The sequence below is a fragment of the Streptomyces sp. NPDC002467 genome, assembly GCF_042889825.1.
GTDB lineage: Bacteria > Actinomycetota > Actinomycetes > Streptomycetales > Streptomycetaceae > Streptomyces.
In genome coordinates this window covers 177,155-196,273 of the sequence record NZ_JBIARJ010000003.1, presented here as the reverse complement: position 1 = coordinate 196,273, position 19,119 = coordinate 177,155, and the positions used below count along the sequence as shown (strand labels likewise).

The following is a 19,119-nucleotide window of genomic DNA, read 5'->3' as shown; positions in this document are numbered from 1 at the left end:
CCGCTCCCGGCGGGCCGCCACGCACCGGAATGAGGCCCCTCCATGAATCTCGCATACGACGGCTCGACCATCGACGGCCCCGCCTACCTGGAGGTCGTCGGCCTCGCCCACCGGACGCCCGGCTGGGTCGACGCGCTGATCACCGGCTGGTCCGCCTACGGGCTGGGGGTGTTCGCGCTGCTGATGCTCGTCGCGTGGTGGCGGGCCCGCCGTGCGGGGGCCCCGGCCGCGGTCACCGCCCTGGCGGTCCCGCTGGTCACCGTCCTCGCCTTCGGCGTCGACTCGCTGCTGAAACTGGCCGTCCGCGAGGACCGTCCCTGCGAGCGGTTGCACGCGCTCACCCTGGAGGCGTGCCCCGCACCCGGCGACTGGTCCTTCCCCAGCAACCACGCGGCCCTCGCTTCGGCGGCGGCCTTCGCGCTGCTGCTCGTATCGCGCCGGCTGGGCCTCGTCGCCATGGTCGCAGCGGTGCTGATGGCCGCCTCCCGGGTGTGGGTGGGCGTGCACTACCCGCACGACGTCCTCATCGGCTTCGCCGTCGGCGCCCTCGTCGCGCTCGTCGCCACCTGGGCCGTGTGGCGCCGGCAGACCGCACTCGCCGCCCGGTTGAAGGACGGCCCGCTGCGTCGGCTGGTGGCCGCGGCGTGACCCGCCGCCCTCCTCACCCGCCCCGCCGTCACGGGGTGCCGCTCAGCTCGCGGACGACTTCGGCAGCCGGCGCAGTTCGAGCATGACCATCGCGATCTTCACCGCGGTGGAGATCGTCAGGGCCTGGAGGAACGGCATTCCCATGAGCCACAGGGCCACCATCATGACCGTGAGGACCAGGAACGCGGGAAGGAGATTGGTGCGCGTGATCGCGGTCTTCAGGTTCCCCGCCCTGCTCCGGGGGTGATCCACGGCAGCGACCGGACCCACGGTGAGTCCGTCTTCCTCGGCTCGCGACATCGGCTCTTGCCCTTCCGTCGTGGCGGTCCCCGGCACCGAGCCTCGGGGGCGCCCCGGAGCACCGCCACCGCTTCCACCGGTCCGGCCGCCATCCGGCGTACAGGTTCACCTCACCGGGCCAGGCCGGGCCGTTTCGTCGCCGTGCCGCGTCGTGGCCCTGCGCAGCCACCGGGTGGGGCTTAGCGTGGCAGGTGGAGGGGTAACCGCCATGCGCACGGCGGACGCAATCACGGCAGGAGGGTCAGCCATGAGAACGCCGCACGAACCCGAGGGCCCCGCGTCTCCCGCCGGGGACACCGGCCCGGTGGACGCCTTCGAAGTGGTCTTCGCGGCCGTGGACGGCCTCGGGGAGGACGTCGTCCGCATGACCCGCATCAGCGGGACAGGGCCTGGCGGCCACCCCGTCTACGAGGACTCCACCGGCATCGTCAGGGCGGAGATCAGCGACAAGGCCGAGGTGCGCGTGCTGGCGACCGGGGGCGGACAGCAGCCCGCCCGCGTCCTGCGGGCCAGGGCCGTCGCCTGACGGCTGACGGCTGACGGCTGACGGCTGCCCGCGCGAATGCGCCCGCCCGGCGGGGAGCCGGACGGGCGCACCCGCGCGGGGATCCTCAGCCCGCCGAGTCCTCCAGGGCGCTGTCGGGGACCCAGGAGCCGTGGACCCCGGCCGGCACCCGGTGGGGCAGGTGGACGGTGGCGATCCGGTCGAGGCCCGAGGCGTCGAGGACCAGCAACTGGGAGGCGTTCTGCTTGAGGTCGGAGACGACGGTGAGCAGGTAGCCGTCGTCCTCGCGGGAGGCCTTCGCCGCCGGGACGAAGACCGCCTCGCTCGGCAGTCGGGCGTCGCCGACCTGGTGGATGCGGCGGGCGCCGGTGGTGCGGTCGTACTTGACGACGCCGTAGCCCCCGAATCCCTTCTCGTCGGGGAACGAGATGGCGTAGTGGTAGCGGTTCTCCGTGCCCATGTAGTCCTCATTGAGGGTCGGGAACTCCACCGGCAGGTCGTCGATGATCTGCTCGGCGACCGTGCCGTCGGCCGGGTCGAGGACCCAGCGCCGCGTGTACGAGCGGGAGGCGGGCTCGCTGCCGCGCCCGGGTGCGCCCGTCCACCAGTTCCAGGAGAGCTCGAAGCCCTCGCGGTCCACGGTCGGGCCCTCCAGGACGATGCGTCCCCGGCCGTCCTCGAACGCGTTGGCGACGTGCAGCATGCTGCCCGGCTCGATGGAGAACCAACGGACCTCCCGGGCCCCGTCGCCGCCGCGCGGCATGATCCCGATGCGGGCAGGCTGCCGCTCGCTCCACGCGTACGGGATGCCGGAGTGTTCGGTGGGATCGAAGGTGACGTTGCCCTCGACGAAGACCACGTAGCGGCGGGTGACGGCGAAGTCGTGCTTGAGCGCCGCCGTGGCCCCCGCGACCTCGCCGCTGTGGGTGACCTCGCCCTTGGCGTCGACGACGTAGTAGGTCAGGAAGGGCGGGAACGGCGACGAACCGAAGAAGTGGAGCTCCCCGGTCACCGGGTCCGCCTTGGGGTGCGCGGTCATCGCGCTGGTCAGCTTCCCGGAGAAGTCGTACGCGCCGACCGTGTCGAGGTCCCGGGTGAGCTCGAAGGGGAAGTTCGACTCGCACAGGGCCAGGAGCCGCCCGCCGTGTTCGATGACGTGCGTACCGGCGGTGCTGGCGGTCAGGTCGGGGCCTCGCTCGGTCATGTACGGGGCACCATCGAGGGCGGGGGTGCGCACCCAGCGGTTGCGGTACCACTCGGCGCGGCCGTCGCGCAGCCGGATGCCGTGGACCATGCCGCTGCCCTTGAACCAGTGGGTGGGGGTGACGCCGGGCTTCGGGTTGTGCCCGTTGCGGAGCAGCCTGCCGGTCAGCTCGGGGGGCAGGGAACCCTCCACGGTGAGCGCGGTGGCGGTGACCTCCTCGACGAGGGGGGTGTAGTGGCCGGTCAGGTACGGCTTGGAGACGGTCATGGCGAAACCTTTTCCTCGTGATGTGTTGGATGCTCAGGCGACGTGTTCGGCACGGGACTTGAGGTGCGCGAGCCAGGCCTCCAGGGAGGCGTGGAGGGCCTTGCCGAGTTCCTCGGCCGCGGCCTCGACCGGGGCTCCGCTCCACGACTCCTCGGTGCGGACGACGACCTGGTCGCCGTCCTGCTCGAACGTCCAGACGTGGATGCCGGTGATGCCCGCGGAGGGCCCGCCCCATACGATCCGCCGCTCGGGGGTCACTTCGTACACGGTGGAGGTGATCTCCATGCCGTGCGTGCGCCAGGCGAAGGTGCTGCCGGGTGCCGTGGGGCCGTCGGGCCGGGCCGCGTCGATGTCCGGGTTCCAGGTGGGCCAGGCGGCGATGTCGGTGTGCAGCTCCCACACCGTGGCGAGCGGGGCGTGGATGCGGGTGCTCAGGCGGGCGATGGCGGGAGCGGTCTCGTCGATGGTGACCATGGCTGTTCTTCCTTTCGAAGGGGCGTGCGTCGGCGGCGGGGCTGATCCGTGGCTCAGCCCGTGCCGGAGGGACCGGTGGCGGTCGGGGTCGGCTTTGCGGTGCCGGAAGGGGTTCCGGCGCGTCGGGTGAGCAGCACCGCGAGCGCCGCGGCCACGGCCGGCACCGCGGCCGAGACGGCGAAGGCGGTGCGGTAGCCGGCGGTGAGGGCCTCCGCAGCGTTTGCGGAGAGCGGGGCGTGGGCGGTGACCGAACCGGCCAGCGTCGTCAGGGCGGCCAGGCCGATCGCCCCGCCGACCTGCCGGGTGGTGTTCACCAGCCCGCCCGCCAGTCCGGCGTCCTGCGGGCGGACGCCCTCCACGGCGAACGCGGTGATCTGGACGAAGGCCGCGCCGAGGCCCAGACCGACCAGCGCGCTCGGGCCGAGCACGTCGGCCGCGTAACTCCCGTCCGCGCTCAGCCGGGACAGCCAGAGCAGTCCGGCCGCCTCCGTCAGCAGGGCCGCGGTCACGGCCGCCCGGGCGCCGATGCGCCGGGCGAGGAGCGGAGCGAGAACGGAGCCGAGCATGTTGGCCGCTGCGAAGGGCAGTTGCCCCGCTCCGATGGTCAACGGGCCTGATCCGAGGACCTGTTGCTGGTAGAGCGGCAGAAAGAAGAACAGCGCGATCCATACGGAGCCCAACAGGGCCATCAGCAGGTTGCCCGCGGCGACCCGACCGGCGCGCAACAACCGTGGCGGCACCAGCGCGTCCGGCGAGCGGACCTCGATCGCGGCGAAGGCCGCGAGCAGCACGGCGGAGGCGCCGAGGGCCCCCATCACCCGGGCATCGCTCCAGCCGGTGCCCCGTACGGTGGTCAGCCCCCAGACCAGGCAGGTCAGGGCGAGGGTCACGGTGGCCGTGCCCAGCACGTCGAACCGCCCGGACGGCCCGCCGGAACCCCGCCCGGACCCCGGCGGCACGAGCACCGTCACGGCAACGAGGACCAACGCCGTCCCGAGCACGACCGAGTGGAAGATCCACGGCCAGCCCCATGCCTGGGTGACCGCACCGCCCAGCAGGACCCCGGCCGCTCCTCCCGCCCCGGAAACCGCTCCCCACACGCCCAGGGCCCTGCCGCGCCCCGGGCCGGCCGGGAACAGCTCCATCGCCAGGGCGAGCGAGGCGGGAGCGATGGCGGCGGCGCCCAGGCCCTGCACGGCTCGTGCCGTGATCAGCACGCCGGAGGACGCGGCCAGTCCCGCCGCCGCCGAGGCGGCCGCGAAGAGCACGAGCCCCGCGATCAACACCCGGCGGCGGCCGAGGAGGTCGACGAGCCGCCCGCCCGCCAGGAGCAGCGCCCCGAACGCCAGGCCGTAGGCGTTGACCACCCAGGTGGTCCCGGCGTCCGACAGCCCCGCCCCGGAACGGATCTGCGGGAGGGCCACGTTGACGATCGAGGTGGCGAGCATGACGGTGAACTGGGCCGCGGCGAGCGCCGCGAGCACCGCGCCCGGCCGCGGAGCCCGGGAGGCCGTCCGGGCCATCCGGGCCGTCCGGGCCCTCTGTGTGCGTACTGCGTTCATGGCACGAAGACTCGCGCCGGACGCCGTCCACTCTCCAGGCCCCGGGACGCCGGGCCCTGTCCACTGCTGTCCACACCTGTCCACCCGGTCGAGCCGGGTCCCGCCGGGCCCCTCCCCCGTTCCGCTACCGGGGGTCGTGCAACTCCCGCTCCCACAGGGCGTCGCACAGCAGGTCCAGGCCCTGCCGCAGGTGGCGCCGGTAGGTGCCGTACGGGAGTCCGAGGCGGCGCGCGGCGGCCTCCTGGGTGGGCGCTCCGGAGAAGTGGCCCGCCGTGAGCGCCTCGCGGGCGCGGACCCCGCGCGGGTCACCGGCGAGGTCGTCGACGGCTCGGCGCAGCAGTGCCCGCAATTCGGTGACGGGCTCGGGGAGATCGGCCGCGAGTCGGGTGCGCAGCAGGGCGCAGGCGGCGAAGGCCCCCGGGGCGCGCCAGTGCGCCAGCGCCTCACGTACGGCTTGGTCGAACGCGGCGCGCGAGAGGGGCGAGGGCCCTTCCGGCACGGGCACGGCGGCGGCGTCGGCGGCCTCCGTGAACCGCAGGAGCCAGCTTTCCACGGGTAGTTGACGCCAGTCCACGCCGAACAACCCGTAGTCGTACGCACCCACGCGCGGACGCGCCCCGGTGTCCACGAGGGTCCCCCGTACCCGCTCGCCCCAGGTCTCGGCGTCCCGGAAGACGGCGAATCCGTAGGCGCGCCCCCGCGCCCGGGCGCTCTCGGCATGGGCCCGGGAACTGCTCAGGTCGATGACGCGCGACGGGACCTGGTAGCGCTCCGGATAGACCGAGAAGCGGCTGACGCCTATGTGTTCGCCGGGCCGCACCGGCGCGGTGGCATCGGCGTAAGCCCATGCGGCGGCCACGACCGGGTCGGTGGCCAGATCCCGGGGGTCGGGAGGGGCCGGCAGGGCCAGCCGGGCCGTGAACGCCACGATCCGGCCCGTGCTCACGAGGCGGTAGACGCTGAAGGCCTGCGGCTGGCGGTGCGCCCAGTAGCGGACCAGTTCCGCGGAGGCCGGCCCTTCCGTCTCCTCGGCCATGCGCAGGACGACATCGAGGTCGTCCGGGTGCAGGGGGCGGTCGTGCACCTCGTCCTCGCGGGACCAGGTGCGCAGCCGGGCCAGTTTCTCGCCCTCCCGGAAAAGATGGAAGAGCTCGTCGGTGACCGTCCACACCCGGTCCTCGGGCGCCTCGCGCAGCAGGCGCAGGTACTCGTCCGCCAGCCGCCGGCGCATCGCCCCGAACGCGTTGGGCGCCCGCCAGCGCAGATCGGCGGCGAGCGTCTCGCGGGCCGCGTCGTGCGGGTACAGGCCTCGGAGCGCGGACTCCATGAACGGCAGGTCCCGCAGCCATGAGAAGAGCAGATGGGCGTCCTCCTCGGGCAGCACCGCGGCGAGCAGTTCCTCGGACGTGGAGTGCGCCTGCGCCGCCACCTCCAGGGCGCGGCGGTGGGCCGCCGTGGGCACCTCTCCGATCAGCCCCGCCAGGAGGGTGCGCAGCACCCCCGCCGAGGGGGCCCAGATCTCCTCCCTGCCGCAGCCCTCCGATCCGGCCGCGGCCGCGAGCGACAGGGCCAGCGGGTTGCCCCCGGCGAAGCGGAGGACCCGGTCGCGCAGCTCGGGCCGGATCTCCGCCGCGATCAGCAGGCGCCGCGCCTGCTCCTCGGAGAACGGTTTCAGCTCGGTCACGTGCAGCAGCCCGGCCCAGGCGGGATCGGCGGCCCACTGCGGCTGCGGTGCGCGCCGCCCGGCCAGGACGACCAGGGTGTCGTCGGCGGCGCGGGGCAGGAAGTGCTGCCACAGCCAGTCCTCCAGCCACTGGCAGTGCTCGAAGGAGTCCACGAACAGGACCGCGCCCGGAACGTCCAGGAAGGGGCCGGCGGCACGCTCGAAGTCGGCCGGGTCCCTGCTGACGAACCGGCCGTCGAGTTCGACGAGCAGCCGGCCCGCGACGCGGGCGTGGTCCGCCATCCGCCGCAGCAGCGTCGACTTGCCGATGCCGCCCGGCCCGTACGCGTAGAACGCGAACGGGGCTTGCGGGTCGCCGGCCAATGCCGACTCGAAGTAACCGAGTTGCTCCTCCCGGCCGACGAAGGCCCGCACGCGCGCCCGGCTCAGCCTGTCACCGACGGATACCACGATCGCTCCCCGCCTCTCGTTCCCGCTGGCCCCGTTCTCCGGATCTCATCTGACGGAGCCGAGGTTGGCGTCCTCGGGGTGGCCGTCGACCAGCAGGGTGGTCTCGTCGACGCGCCGGAACCGGCCGTCGGGGGCCATCAGGGCGAAGAGGTGTACCTCGATGCGGGAGACCCGCCCGTTGTCCCGTTCGACGGTGACGGTGTGCCGGTCGGCGTAGCGCGGTCCGTCGCGGAGTTCCTCGTGGACCTCGATGTGTCCGCCGCGGACCAGTTCACGCAGACGCGCCATGTGTCGGACGAAGTCGGCCCGATCGCTCCACACTCCGTTGGTGCGCTGGCGGTAGTCGGGGGTGAAGTGCCGTTCTACGGCCTCTTCGAGGTCGAGGCCGGGGGTGAAGAGCAGGTCGTTGACGGCACGGGAGATGTCGGTGGCGCTCATGGATGCCTTCGCGGGGAGTGGGGGGTGGTGGACACGGCAGCAGGAGGTAGAGGAAGTACGGTCGTCAGCCGCGGACGGGCGTGAAGTCCAGCGGCAGGGCCACGGGACCCCGGGTGTACAGCCCGGCTTCCCGGTAGCGGGAGCCGGGGCTGTGCCGGACCTGGTCGAGCAGGGGCAGGAGCATCCCGGCGACGGTCTCGATCTCGGCGCGCGCGAAGGCCGCGCCGACGCACTGGTGCAGTCCGGCGCCGAAGGCCAGGTGCTGGGCGGCCGCGGTGAAGGAGCGGGCGGTGCCCAGGTCCGGGCGGTGGATGTCGAAGGTGTCCGGGGCGGTGAAGGCCATGGGATCGCGGTTGGCCGCGCCGATCATGCAGAAGACCGTGGCACCCGCCGGAACGGTGGCGCCGCCGAAGACGCTGTCCGCCTCGGCCTGACGCGGTACGAGCTGCACCGGCGGGGTGAAGCGCAGCGTCTCGGCGATCGCGGCGGGGAGCAGTTCGGGGTTCCGGCGTACCTCGGCCAGCTGCTCGGGGTGGTCGATCAGGTGCTTGAACAGCAGGGCGAGCGTCTTGTCCGCGGGCTCGGTGGCGGCGGCCAGAACGTTGACGACCAGTGCGGTGACGTCGCGGTCGCTCATCGCGAGGCCGTCGAACTCGGCGGCGCACAGCTGCGATATCAGGTCCTCGCCGGGTTCGCGGCGCCGCCGCTCGATGACGGGGCGCAGGTAGGCCTCCAGCTGTTCGGCGCAGTCCAGGCAGTGGCGGCGGCGTTCGGGGGAAAGGTCCAGGCCGGTGATGAACTCGACGACCCCGGAGTTCCAGGCGGCGACCCGCTCGCGGTCCTCCGGGTCCAGGCCGAGGACGGAGAGGGTCACCCGGACGGCGAGCGGCTTGCCGAAGTCGCCCACGAGGTCGATCCGTCCCTCGGGGAGGAAGGGTGCGATGAGTTCCGCCGCGTTGGCGCGGACGGCGTGGACGTGGTTCTGGAGCGCGCGGCCGGTGAGGGCCCGTACGACGATCTTCCGTTTGGCGGTGTGCTCGGCCCCGGTCATCTGCGCGAGGACCCGGCCGCGCATGACCGGTTCGGCACGCACCTGGAGCGTCTCGGTCGTGAAGGCCTCGTGGTCGGTCAGCACCCGCCTCACGTCCTCGTGGCGGGAGAGGAAGTAGCTGTCGATCCCCGGCTCGTAGTGCACCGGAGCCTGCTCCCTGAGCCGGGCGAACCAGCGGGAGGGGTCGGCGGCGAAGTCCTCTGACAGGACGCTGACATCGGGATCGGCCAAGGGCATGGGGGGAGACCTCTCGACGTGCACGGTGCGGAGGGGCCGGTCCGTCGATCGGACCCGCCCGGTGGGCAGGACGAGCGAACGAACCTCCAGGTTGCCTCCGTTGCGCGCTGCATTGTCAGGGGCACGACCACAACCGTGCCGTGAGCGGGTCGCTCCGATCGGTTGGACGGTTCCGGCGAGGGCGACCGTGTCGGAGCCCGGTGACAGACTCGGTGCCATGGATCCGACAAGCCACGATTCCGGCGACCGAGCAGCACTCGAAGAGGTCATCCGCACCGAGTTGGGCGCGGATGCCACCGAACGGTTCCTTGACCTGATCAGACCGTCCGTGGGCTTTTCCCCGTGCGCCGATTCCCCGGGGGCGGGCAGCACGATCGGGGGCCCGCCGCGCACCCCCGCGTCCTTCGAATGGCCCCGCTACGGAGGGCAGCCGATGGTGCTGCTGGCCCAGGTGGACTGCGGTCAGATGGCACGTCTACTGGGCGAGGAGTGGACGTTTCCCGACGACGGCCACCTGCTCTTCTTCCACGACGACGAGTTCACCGCCGAGTTGGACTTCGCTCTCGGTGATGACGGTTGCCGTGTCGTCCATGTTCCGGCTCGACCCGACGGGAGCCCGCATGAGGGCGACGGCCCCGCGCTGCCGGCCCTGCCACTGGAGGCCCGCGCACTGCTCTCGCTCCCGTACTGGGGATCCGCGGAGGCCGATCGGGCGGCGGACGGGGACACCCTCGCCCTGAGCAACCTGGGCATGGCCCTGTACGACGTCCTGCCGGCTCCGCGGCACCGCCTGCTCGGCTGGTGCGACAGCAGCGACACCCCTGCGCCGAAGGGGCACCGGCCGCTGCTGCAATTGGAGGCGGAGGACGGGACCGACTGGTTCGAAGTCGTCAACGTCTCCTTCTGGATCCGTGACGAGGATCTACGGGCCGGGGAGCTCGGTCACGTCCGCCGGTCCTACGAAGTCGCCTGATCCGCCGGCCCCCTGGCCACACCTGGCAGCCGGGGCGACCCCGGGAAATGCCCGGGGTCGGGGCCGGGGGTGGCCTCGGCCGTGCCGGTGAAGCCGAGCGCCAAGGCTCCGGCAGTGGCGACGGTGGCCAAAGCGGCTGCTGCGCCGCAGTAGGACTAGGATCCGCCCATGTCCGACATCCGGCACCGCCGGCGCGGCGACGCCCGCCACTCTTCCCCACCGCCGATTACGGGCCGGGGTCGACTTCCGGACAGCCCCGGCCGCGAGACCTTGTGCGCGGCGTCCGGGCCTGCCTACCCTCCCGGAGTTGCTGTTCTGTCATCCGGGACAACCGAAGGCCCTCCGCCCGAAACCCGCTCACCGGGAATCGGAGCCGACGTGCCCACTGGCGACACCCCCGCACCCCCGGCCCGCCCACTGGCCGCTCTCCGCCTCCGACGGCTGCGGTGGCTCCGGTGAGCGGGCCTTCCCCCTCGCCGGACGAGGTCGTCGGGCCGTTGCGATCCGCGCTCGGATCGAGCGTCCGCGCGCCCGGAAGCGCGGAGTACGAGAACGCCCTGGCACGCGTCTTCTTCCCCGAGGCCGCCCGCCGTCGACCCGCTTGCGTCGTGGCGCCCCGTACGGCCGAGGACGTCGCGACCGTCATGAAGGTCGCGGCGGAGGCCGGAGTCCGGGTGACGGTGCGCGGCGGCGGGCTGAGTTCCAACTGCGTCGCCGACGGGGCCGTCCTGTTGGACCTCTCGGAGCACCGGAACACCGCACGCCCCGACGGGGACCGGGTCGTCGTCGGCGGCGGGGCGACCATGGCCACCCTGCACGAGGTCCTCGCCCCGGCAGCCCGTGCGGTTCCGGTCGGCGTCGTCGGCCACACCGGCCTCGGGATGGCCACCCGAGGGGGCATCGGCTTCCTGACGAGGTCCCTGGGCCTCACCGTCGATCACCTCGTGGGGGTCGAACTGGTACTACCGTCAGGTGACATCGTGCGTGTCTCGGAGCGGAGCTCGGGCGAGGAAGCCGATCTGTGGTGGGCGGTCCGGGGCGGCGCGCCGTACGTCGGAGTGGTCGACTCCGCCGTGTTCCGGACCCACCGGATCGCCCCGGTCTGGGTCGACCGGGCCGTGGTGAGCCTGGACGCCCTCGCCACGTACTTCCGGGTCGCTCCCGAGCTGCCGCGACACACGTGCATGAGCGCGGTCCTCGGCCACACCGCCCTCTCGCCGGACGAGCCGGTCCTGTTCCTCTACACAGCTTGCGCGAGCCGGCAGGACAGTGCCATCGGGCAGGCCAGGGCCGCGGCCTCGGCGGTCGTCGCCGGCGCGGGCTCGTCACCCCTCCATCGCTCGGAGACCACCCACCTCCATCCGGCCGACCTGCCCGAGTTCGCCATCCCGGGCGCCGGCGGCGCAGAGCCCGAACCGCTCGGGCTGCCCGAGCCGGGCCGGCGTCAGCCCGGTTCGTTCTTCGGCAAGGCGACCTTCACCGGCCCCACGCTCGACGCCGCCGTCGCCGACGCACTCGCGGACCGGATCCGCGCCGCACCCACGAAGGCGTGCCGCATCGACTTCCAGCACACCGGCGGGGCACTGGCCGACGTCGCCGACACCGACACCGCGTTCTGGGGCAGAGAGGCCGAATGGAGCGTCCCGCTGAACGCGATCTGGGACGACGACGCCGACACGGGATCCTGCCTGACGTGGGCTCGCGACACGCAGCGGGCCTTGGCCGGGCACACCGTCGGGATCTACAACGTCGAACTGCGACCGGGTCTCCCCGAAACGGAGACCGAGACACGGGCGGCGTACGGCGGAAACCTGGCCCGGCTCCGGGCACTTCAGCACCGCCACGACAGCACGGGACTGCTCGGGCCGCTGCTCCCCTGACCCGACCCGGAACCCGCGCTGTCGGTGGGCCGTGGCACAGTGCACCGCATGAACGAGGACATGCACGGCGCCGCGCTGATCGACCGGGTGATCGAACGGGTCCGGGAGCAGGGCTGGCCCAGCTGCGACGCCCCGGACCTCGACGAACCGGTGCCGCTCGCGCCCGAGGTGCTGGACCGGCTGAGGCTGCCGGGCGGCCGTCCGCTGCCGCCCGGCCTGCGCCGCTGGTTGGCCTTCGACGGCTCCTGGCTCGCCGACGTCGGCTGGTACGAGGACCCGGCCGAGCCCGTCCTCGGCGACCGCGGGCTGGGGGCGACGGCGGAGTGGATGTACGGCTCCAGCGGCGGCATGGCCTCGATGTTCGGCGACTTCGAGGAACTCCTGCCCGCCGTGTGCCTGCCGCTCGTCGGCGGCTGCGACTCGCGCCGCCTGCTCTACCTGGGCTCGCCGGACTCCACGGGCGAGTACCCGGTGCTGGTGACCGACATCGACGACCTGCCGTACGTGGGCGTGATGTACCCCGGCCTCGACGTGTACCTCGCGGACCTCGCCGGGGTCCTGGACCTGGACTTCGACACCTACACCTCCCTCGCCGCGCACCCCGAGTACGCCGCACGGATGGCCGAACACGCGGAGAACACCGGACTCGGCCCGGACGGGTTGGAGTTCCACGAACTCGACCTCTTCGACTAGACCATGTCCGATGAGTCGGGAACAGGGGCGGCCACACCGGCTGCCGTGAGGCGCTTCGATGCCCAGGTGGTGAACTGGACGCGGATGCACGACTGCTACGGGGATGTCGATCGTGTCCCCGCGCTTCTGGAGCGGGTGGAGTGCGAGGACGACGCCCAAGCATGGGAGGAGCTGGAATACCGGCTGGTCCTCGAACACGACCTCGTCTTCCCGGCCGGGTTTGCCGCCCTGCCGCGCCTGATGCGTCTTGCTTCCAGGAGTGCACCGGCACGCAGCCTGGCGGGAACGATCCTGCGACGCGCGGCCGGACAGCACGGCTGCGATGATCTACTGGCGAGCTGCGCCGGCGAGATCTCCGAGTTCCGCAAGCTGCTCGACCGGCACCTGCAATCGCGGCCGGTCGATTACCTCGCGACCTTCCTCACTTCGCTCGCGGCCATGGAGGAGTACCACTGGGGTGCCGTCCTGGGGGACTTCACGGACGACTTCTACCACCTGGCGTGCCCCGACTGCGCCGTGGAAGTGACGATCGCCATCGGGGGCCACGGGCGCTATTCGGCGATCCGGGACTGGGACCTGGGCGACGTGGACCGCCGTGGCCTACGACCGACGCCCTCCGAGGCACTTTCCGGTACCGGTCGGTGGATGTACGAGACTGCCGTCCGAGACGGGCACGGGGCACTCGCCGTCGGAATCACCCACCTCTTCGGCAAGGCCGAATGCCCACACTGTGCCGCCGTGTTCGACATCGCGGACGAGTACACATCCGCCAACCGCCCCGTCGTACGGTAGGCCCGACCGGGGACGCGCGGAGGCTGCTCGCGTACACCGGCCGCGTAACGCCTGCGATGCCGGTCCGTTGCCGGAAGAGAATGGCATCGATCACCACCCGGTGGCTCTTCCACGGCCCCCCTGCTCAGTCGTCGAACCACACGACGAGGCGCACGTTCTCGTCACCGTGCTGTTCGGCGAGTTCCTTCATGGCTTTCCAAACGGGCTGCCACTCGCCGGTTTCGGTGATGGCGTTTCTGCGGCGGATGGTGACGGATCTGTAGAGCGTGTCCCCGACGAGCCACTCACTTCCTTCGGGCCACTCTCGAACCTCGCCGGCTGCGAGACCGACGGCCTCGGCGAATGCATCGCCGCTCCAGGCGGCCTTGCCCGTCAGCCTGAGCCCACTCGAGGTCTGGCGGAATTGGTGAAGCCGGCTGTCGGGCTTCTCCGCGGGCTCGTCCCAGTCGACGGCCTTCACCTCGGCCCACGTGATCCACGTGGTGCCGTGAAAGCCGTCTTCGCCGTACCACTCGGTCAGCTGGGCGAACCGCTCGGTCACGGTGGCCGAGGCATCGGCGGGAAGTCCCCTGCCTGCGGCCAAGGGACGGAAGTTCGCGTAGTTGCGGACCCCGAAGAGACAACCGAACGCGTCGTAGTCACGAACCTCCCCGAGGGAGCTGAGGCCGTGTGCGGCGTACCAGATCGAGTCCTGATCGTCTTGCGGCACCCGATACTCGAGGAAGCCGCTTATGTCCGTACCCATGCCGGACATTCTCCCGGCGCCGTCAAACGGTGCCCGGGTAGCCGCCGTCGGCGATCGTGGTCGTTCCGCTGACGGCGACCTTGGCACCGGACTCCTCGCGGGCCGTGTCCGCACCTGCGCGACGCAGCACCGTCACCAGCTTCCCGAAGGCGCGCGGGCTCAGCCCGGAGAACGGGGCTGTCCAAGACGGCTCCGACGCCGTGATCACACCAGCCATCGAGATCATCTCGCCCGTGCGACCACTTCGGCCCAGGCCCATGGTCGAGAATCCTGCCATGAGCGAAGGTGACCGCCGCGAGGCATCCACACGTACATTCCTTGCATGCGCAGCCGAAGTGGCTCGCCTGCTGGACCTTGACGCTGCGACCGACGTGCCCGAAGACCGACGTGCGCGGCACCTGGCCGGAGCCGCACGAAGGCCACTGATGGAACGCGCCACCCTGTCCGAGGAGTTCTTCGAACCGCTGATGGCTGCTGCTGTCTACGACCCGGACCCAAGCTTCTGCCGCTGGTTCGTCGAGCCCGCGCTCTACGTATTCGGGCGCCGCAGGGTCATGACAGCATTGCTCGGCTATCTCCGCACGGGCACAACCGCAGAGATGGCCGGTGCCCGGCGGGCCGAGTACTGCGCACATCTGTCACTACGCGCTGACCGGTCACCGGCCTACGCGCCGGGCGGAAGTCGCGATCCGGCACTGGACGAAGTGGACGACGTGGTGGACCAGTGGCTGCGGTCGTCCAGCACCCAGCAGTGTGATCGCAATGCCTCAGGGAGCCACGACCGAGCCTGAGACCCTCGTGGCCAGAGGCCCATGGCTCAACTCCTCGGGGTTACGGGACGACCCTTGGGAGTGCTGCGCAAAGGGCCGGTCGGCGATCTCCATGGCCCAGGCGCGGAAGGCGGCCCGGTCCTGCGGACGGATGCGCGGTTCGGGCGGTACGAGATCGGAGGCTGCCGCGTCGAGGAGGTCTGCGAGGCCGAGGTGGCACCAGTCCTCGTGTACGCCGTTGTAAGCCGCCACGAGGGGGCCGACGCGCTCGCGGATCCCGACCGCTTCGGCATGCCCGACCCCGTTGCGCGCGAGGCGGTCCAGGGTCTCCGCCTGATGTCGGGCGTCGAACCAGGTGTCGAGGAAGGGTTCGAGCAAGTCGCCCCAGACGTCCGGGCGATGGCGGATCGGGATGCGGTTCTCGGCGCAGAACCGTTCGAGCTCGGCGGTGTTCAGGGCGGACACGAAGACCGTGTCACCCGAGACGGTGCGCAGCTCAGGCGGGCTCGCGGCCGGGTCCGCGTCCCTGACGGCCGCCGCGGGCAGGGAGCACGGGAAATCAACCCAGTCGGCTCGGACATGGCTGCTCACCTGCCCATCCTGCCCTACGGCAGGCCGGGTTGGGCGGGGTGGTCGGCGGAGTTCCGGGGCCGGCGGTCGACAACGTTTCCGTTGCGGTGGCCGAGCAATCCGGCCAGAAGACTTCCGGCGCGATGCGACATGTGAAATTTTACATGTCACACATCAACGGCTCGTGTCCCCAACACGTGGCCACAACGGCCCCGGAGGCCCCCACAGATGCTTCCCTTCCGCATACCGAAGGCCGGCGCGCGCAGACTTCCTGCGCTCGGCGCAGCCGTCTTCATCGCGCTCGGTCTGCTCACGCCGCAGAGCCAGGCCGCCTCCGTCGGCGCCGCGGCCCCGACCCCGGCCCGCGCGAGCGGAACCTCGGCCTCGGCGCCGCGGTCGATCCCGGTCCCCAAGTCCCCCGACGCGACGGACAACGGCTCGCGCTTCCGGATCTCCTCACAGGACAGCGCCCGGGCGTCCGCCCCGGCCCTCGCCCCCACGCCCAAGCGCACTCCCACCGCCAAGGCCGACAAGCAGTCCTCGGCCGCCGCCGCGGACGACTGCAGCGACCTTTCCGGCGTGATCAACGCGACGGGCGGCGCGCTGGTCCAGCAACTCAAGGCCCTCCCCCGCATCGACTGCACCTACCCGCTGTTCGGCCTCACCGGGGACAACGCCCGCAAGGCCTTCCGTGAAGCCCAGATGGTGACCGTCGCGAACGCTCTGCGCGACGCCTCGGCCGGCTACGCGGGCAACAACAGCGCCTCCGTGGGCCAGTTGGTGCTGTTCCTGCGCGCCGGCTACTACGTGCAGGACAACCACGCGGACGTCGTCGGCGACTACGGCACGGCGCTGGACACCGCGGCGCGCGGCGCGCTGGACGCCTTCTTCGCCTCCCCGCACAGCAAGGACGTCACCGACGCCAACGGCGAGATCTTCAACGAGGTCGTCACGCTCATCGACAGCACCCACACGGCCGGCCGCTACGCCGGTGTGATCAAGTGGATGCTCGGCAGCTACGACGCCACGTGGCCCGGTCAGATGAGCCTCGCCATGCAGCACGTCGAATGGGTCGTCGAGAACGGCTTCAAGGCCAAGGACGACGCCCGTGGCTGGCGGGCCGCCCTCAAGGCCGACCCCGCCGTCCTCGACACCTGGGCCGGCTTCATCACGCGCAACGGCGCGCAGCTGAACCGCCTGGACGTCGTCAGCAACGTGGGCCGCTACCTGGGCTACGCCCTCGACGTCCCCGAACTCAAGGACAGGCTCCGGCCACTTCTGAAGGACCTCATCAACCGGTACCCGAACGTCGGCCCCACCGCCCCGATCACCATGAACCTGGGCTGGTACACGCGCCAGTACGACCGGGGCAACTGTGCGGCCTACGGCATCTGCGACCTCGGCGAGCGCGTCCTTCCGGCGATCCTGCCGATTCAGCACACCTGCAACCCGGGCCTGAAGATCCGCGCGCAGGACATGTCCCCCGGCCAGCTGGGAAGCACCTGCACCAGCCTGGTCAACCAGGACGCGTACTTCCACCGGGTCATCGGCGACAAGGGCGCGATCCCCGGTGACGTGAACACGAACCTCGAAGTCGTCGTCTTCGACGACTACACCCAGTACTCGCTGTACGCCTGGGCGATCTACAACATCGACGTCGACAACGGCGGGATGTACGAGGAGGGCAACCCGTCCGCGCCCGGAAACCAGGCCCGGTTCATCGCCCACGAGGCGAGCTGGCTGCGCCCGGACTTCCAGATCTGGAACCTCAACCACGAGTACACCCACTACCTCGACGGCCGCTTCAACATGGCCGGCGACTTCGAGGCGGGCATCACCACGCCGACCATCTGGTGGGTCGAGGGCATCGCCGAGAACATCTCGTTCGGCTACCGGGGCGAGCGGAACGCCGACGCCATCGCCGAGGCCCGCAAGAACACGTACAAGCTCAGCGACCTGTTCGACACCGTCTACGGCCAGGACGAGAACCCCGACGTCAACTCGAACCGGGTCTACCGCTGGGGCTGGCTCGCGGTCCGCTACATGCTCCAGGCGCACCCGGCCGACGTCCAGACGGTGCTGGGCAAGTACCGTGCCGGTGACTGGAACGGTGCCCGCACCTTCCTGAAGCAGACCATCGGCACCGGCTACGACGCCGGCTTCGCCACCTGGCTGTCGACGGCCTGCGCGACGAACGACTGCGGCCCGCTGCAGGAGGCCGCCCCGTCCATCCCGCAGTGCACCCTGGCCGACCCGCGCCAGTTCGACCAGAACTGCCGCCGGGACAACCTCGCGGCCGCCGCCGGCAACTACAGCTATCACTTCGTGTACCTGCCCGCCGGCGTCAAGCAGCTGACCATCACCAGCAGCGGCGGCACCGGCAACGCCGACCTGTACTACGGCGGCAGCAGCTGGGCCACCACCGGCAGCCACCAGGCGAAGTCCGCCAACGCCGGCAACGGCGAGACCCTGACGATCGACAACCCGCCGTCCGGCTGGGTGTACTTCAGCCTCGCCGCCGCGCAGGACTTCAGCGGCGTGAGCCTCTCCACCCAGTCCAAGTGACCCGGCCCCCCGGGTCGGGGGGCGGGCGGTCGCGCACGCGGAAGACGCTCGGCAGGGATTCCTGCCGAGCGTCTTCGTGCGTCTACTGCTGCCGGTGTCGCCGGTTTAGTACCAGTGGTTGGCGGACCAGAAGTTCCAGGCCCCGACCGGGCTGCCGTAGCGGGAGTTCATGTAGTCCAGGCCCCACTTGATCTGGGTGGCCGGGTTGGTCTTCCAGTCCGCGCCCGCGGAGGCCATCTTCGACGCCGGGAGGGCCTGGGCCAGGCCGTACGCGCCGGAGGAGGCGTTGGTCGCCGTGTAGTCCCAGCCGCTCTCGTGCGAGATGATCTTGTCGAAGGCGGCGAACTGGGCCGGGTCCTTGATCATCTGCTGCGCGATCGCCTTGGCGCTCATCGGGGCGGCCTGCGCCGGGACGGTGGCCAGCATGGAGCCGGCGACGCCCAGGGCGAGGACGGTACCCGCGAGGGTCTTCTTCGAAGCGGCGATGCGGCGGATGACGGCGTTGGACACGGAGCAACCTTCCGAAGGGAACAAGGGCGGTCGCGGCACGCCACAGGCATGCGTGAGCCACTCACGCGAAGGAGAGGGGATCGGTGGGCGGCGGGTGAAGCACCCGTGCCGCCCGGCGACTCATCCAGTTCTACCGACGGCTCCGGGCCCTGGCAACGACCCCGATTACTAACCGACCTCGCAGCACGGGCGCAACGACCCGGCAGCCGACCGGCCGGGACGGAGGCGTGCGGGGCGCTCCGGCACCACTAGCCCGGTTCGTATGTGACCTGGGTCCTGTGGGGCGCCTCACCGCCAGGGGCCCCGAATGTCACTGCATGCGACTGTTCGCACACCCTTGAGAGACCGATTACCTGGGGTCTTCGGTGTTCCAGGGATAGGAGAACCGGCGCGGACCGAGTTGCCACGCGATCAGCATGGCCATCAGCTCGTCTTCATCGGCTACCTCCGCGGAGGTGACGAGGACTGCCCCGATGTCGTAGTCGAAGCCGTCGATGAGCTCGCCGTCGTACTCCCAGTGCTCAAGCCGGAAAGCGCGGTCCGCATCGCTGTGGGCCCACCCTTGCTCGCGGGCCTCGGAATCGCGCACGGTCTGCCGTGGAGTGATGTCCACGAATGCCCGGCGGCCCGTCCGCGTCGCCGGGACTTCCGCCACCAATCTCCTCCCGAGGCGGAGCGCGGTCAGCTTGTCCGTGGGCCATTCCGATACGTCGTTCACGAGGCCCCATTCTGGCGTCGCCGGTCTGCGCCACCGCACCGGTCGCCTGACGGGTCCGATTCCGGCCCGGCTGTCACGCCGAG

At 71.4% G+C, this 19,119-nt stretch carries 19 protein-coding genes and 1 pseudogene; 8 read left to right on the top strand and 12 right to left on the bottom strand.

Features of this window, described 5'->3' with window-relative positions; all coding sequences use genetic code 11:
- The first annotated feature begins 42 nt into the window (after window positions 1-42).
- Window positions 43-648 carry a phosphatase PAP2 family protein gene (locus ACFYYJ_RS07310; protein ID WP_385128264.1) on the top strand — a complete coding sequence of 202 codons (606 nt, stop codon included), beginning with the start codon at window positions 43-45 and terminating at the stop codon, window positions 646-648.
- 42 nt (window positions 649-690) lie between these two features.
- On the opposite strand, the gene ACFYYJ_RS07305 is transcribed toward ACFYYJ_RS07310, so the two are convergent.
- Complete coding sequence (locus ACFYYJ_RS07305) at window positions 691-900, bottom strand: hypothetical protein (RefSeq protein WP_385128265.1); 210 nt, start codon at window positions 898-900, stop codon at window positions 691-693.
- Window positions 901-1,195: 295 nt separating this feature from the next.
- On the opposite strand from ACFYYJ_RS07305, the gene ACFYYJ_RS07300 reads away from it, so the two are divergent.
- The gene (locus ACFYYJ_RS07300; protein ID WP_385128266.1) at window positions 1,196-1,474 is read left to right on the top strand and encodes a DUF6296 family protein; all 279 of its coding nucleotides are present in this window, start codon (window positions 1,196-1,198) and stop codon (window positions 1,472-1,474) included.
- A gap of 85 nt (window positions 1,475-1,559) precedes the next feature.
- Here the strand turns inward: ACFYYJ_RS07300 and ACFYYJ_RS07295 are convergent, their stop codons facing one another.
- From ACFYYJ_RS07295 to ACFYYJ_RS07270, 6 genes are all read right to left on the bottom strand, one after another.
- Complete coding sequence (locus ACFYYJ_RS07295; protein ID WP_385128267.1) at window positions 1,560-2,924, bottom strand: carotenoid oxygenase family protein; 1,365 nt, start codon at window positions 2,922-2,924, stop codon at window positions 1,560-1,562.
- Between the two features lie 33 nt (window positions 2,925-2,957).
- Entirely contained in the window at window positions 2,958-3,398 is a 441-nt protein-coding gene (locus ACFYYJ_RS07290; RefSeq protein WP_389129463.1) for an SRPBCC family protein, read from the bottom strand.
- Window positions 3,399-3,451: 53 nt separating this feature from the next.
- Window positions 3,452-4,960: an MFS transporter gene (locus tag ACFYYJ_RS07285; RefSeq protein WP_389129460.1), complete on the bottom strand. Its 1,509-nt coding sequence runs from the start codon at window positions 4,958-4,960 to the stop codon at window positions 3,452-3,454.
- Window positions 4,961-5,084: 124 nt separating this feature from the next.
- A complete protein-coding gene (locus ACFYYJ_RS07280; protein ID WP_385362645.1) occupies window positions 5,085-7,094 on the bottom strand; it encodes an ATP-binding protein in 2,010 nt (669 codons plus the stop codon).
- 45 nt (window positions 7,095-7,139) lie between these two features.
- Window positions 7,140-7,532: a nuclear transport factor 2 family protein gene (locus ACFYYJ_RS07275; protein ID WP_385128271.1), complete on the bottom strand. Its 393-nt coding sequence runs from the start codon at window positions 7,530-7,532 to the stop codon at window positions 7,140-7,142.
- 64 nt (window positions 7,533-7,596) lie between these two features.
- On the bottom strand, window positions 7,597-8,820 hold the full coding sequence (locus ACFYYJ_RS07270) for a cytochrome P450, cyclodipeptide synthase-associated (RefSeq protein ID WP_389129457.1): 1,224 nt from the start codon (window positions 8,818-8,820) through the stop codon (window positions 7,597-7,599).
- Window positions 8,821-9,037: 217 nt separating this feature from the next.
- On the opposite strand from ACFYYJ_RS07270, the gene ACFYYJ_RS07265 reads away from it, so the two are divergent.
- The 4 genes from ACFYYJ_RS07265 to ACFYYJ_RS07250 all read left to right on the top strand — a co-directional run bounded on the left by ACFYYJ_RS07265 (window position 9,038) and on the right by ACFYYJ_RS07250 (window position 13,158).
- On the top strand, window positions 9,038-9,793 hold the full coding sequence (locus tag ACFYYJ_RS07265) for a DUF1963 domain-containing protein (protein WP_389129455.1): 756 nt from the start codon (window positions 9,038-9,040) through the stop codon (window positions 9,791-9,793).
- A gap of 455 nt (window positions 9,794-10,248) precedes the next feature.
- Window positions 10,249-11,673 carry an FAD-binding oxidoreductase gene (locus ACFYYJ_RS07260; protein ID WP_389129453.1) on the top strand — a complete coding sequence of 475 codons (1,425 nt, stop codon included), beginning with the start codon at window positions 10,249-10,251 and terminating at the stop codon, window positions 11,671-11,673.
- A 48-nt stretch (window positions 11,674-11,721) separates the two neighbouring features.
- A complete protein-coding gene (locus ACFYYJ_RS07255; protein ID WP_385128275.1) occupies window positions 11,722-12,366 on the top strand; it encodes a hypothetical protein in 645 nt (214 codons plus the stop codon).
- 45 nt (window positions 12,367-12,411) lie between these two features.
- Window positions 12,412-13,158 carry a hypothetical protein gene (locus ACFYYJ_RS07250; RefSeq protein WP_389129451.1) on the top strand — a complete coding sequence of 249 codons (747 nt, stop codon included), beginning with the start codon at window positions 12,412-12,414 and terminating at the stop codon, window positions 13,156-13,158.
- 124 nt (window positions 13,159-13,282) lie between these two features.
- Here the strand turns inward: ACFYYJ_RS07250 and ACFYYJ_RS07245 are convergent, their stop codons facing one another.
- A complete protein-coding gene (locus tag ACFYYJ_RS07245) occupies window positions 13,283-13,903 on the bottom strand; it encodes a hypothetical protein (RefSeq protein WP_389129449.1) in 621 nt (206 codons plus the stop codon).
- 97 nt (window positions 13,904-14,000) lie between these two features.
- A pseudogene (locus tag ACFYYJ_RS07240) lies at window positions 14,001-14,120 on the bottom strand (IS5/IS1182 family transposase); the annotation flags it as partial.
- 58 nt (window positions 14,121-14,178) lie between these two features.
- On the opposite strand from ACFYYJ_RS07240, the gene ACFYYJ_RS07235 reads away from it, so the two are divergent.
- Window positions 14,179-14,694 (top strand): hypothetical protein, encoded by a 516-nt coding sequence (locus ACFYYJ_RS07235; protein WP_389129447.1) that lies wholly within the window; start codon window positions 14,179-14,181, stop codon window positions 14,692-14,694.
- On the opposite strand, the gene ACFYYJ_RS07230 is transcribed toward ACFYYJ_RS07235, so the two are convergent.
- Window positions 14,671-15,264 carry a hypothetical protein gene (locus ACFYYJ_RS07230; protein WP_389129444.1) on the bottom strand — a complete coding sequence of 198 codons (594 nt, stop codon included), beginning with the start codon at window positions 15,262-15,264 and terminating at the stop codon, window positions 14,671-14,673. The genes ACFYYJ_RS07235 and ACFYYJ_RS07230 overlap by 24 nt on opposite strands.
- Before the next feature lie 207 nt (window positions 15,265-15,471).
- Here ACFYYJ_RS07230 and ACFYYJ_RS07225 point away from each other — a divergent pair, with 207 nt between their 5' ends.
- Window positions 15,472-17,808, top strand: coding sequence for a collagenase (locus ACFYYJ_RS07225; protein WP_389129442.1), 2,337 nt, complete (start codon window positions 15,472-15,474; stop codon window positions 17,806-17,808).
- A gap of 105 nt (window positions 17,809-17,913) precedes the next feature.
- Here the strand turns inward: ACFYYJ_RS07225 and ACFYYJ_RS07220 are convergent, their stop codons facing one another.
- Together ACFYYJ_RS07220 and ACFYYJ_RS07215 are read right to left on the bottom strand one after the other, a co-directional pair.
- A complete protein-coding gene (locus ACFYYJ_RS07220) occupies window positions 17,914-18,318 on the bottom strand; it encodes a transglycosylase SLT domain-containing protein (RefSeq protein ID WP_389129439.1) in 405 nt (134 codons plus the stop codon).
- A gap of 349 nt (window positions 18,319-18,667) precedes the next feature.
- The gene (locus ACFYYJ_RS07215; protein ID WP_385132335.1) at window positions 18,668-19,036 is read right to left on the bottom strand and encodes a hypothetical protein; all 369 of its coding nucleotides are present in this window, start codon (window positions 19,034-19,036) and stop codon (window positions 18,668-18,670) included.
- Between the last annotated feature and the right edge of the window lie 83 nt (window positions 19,037-19,119).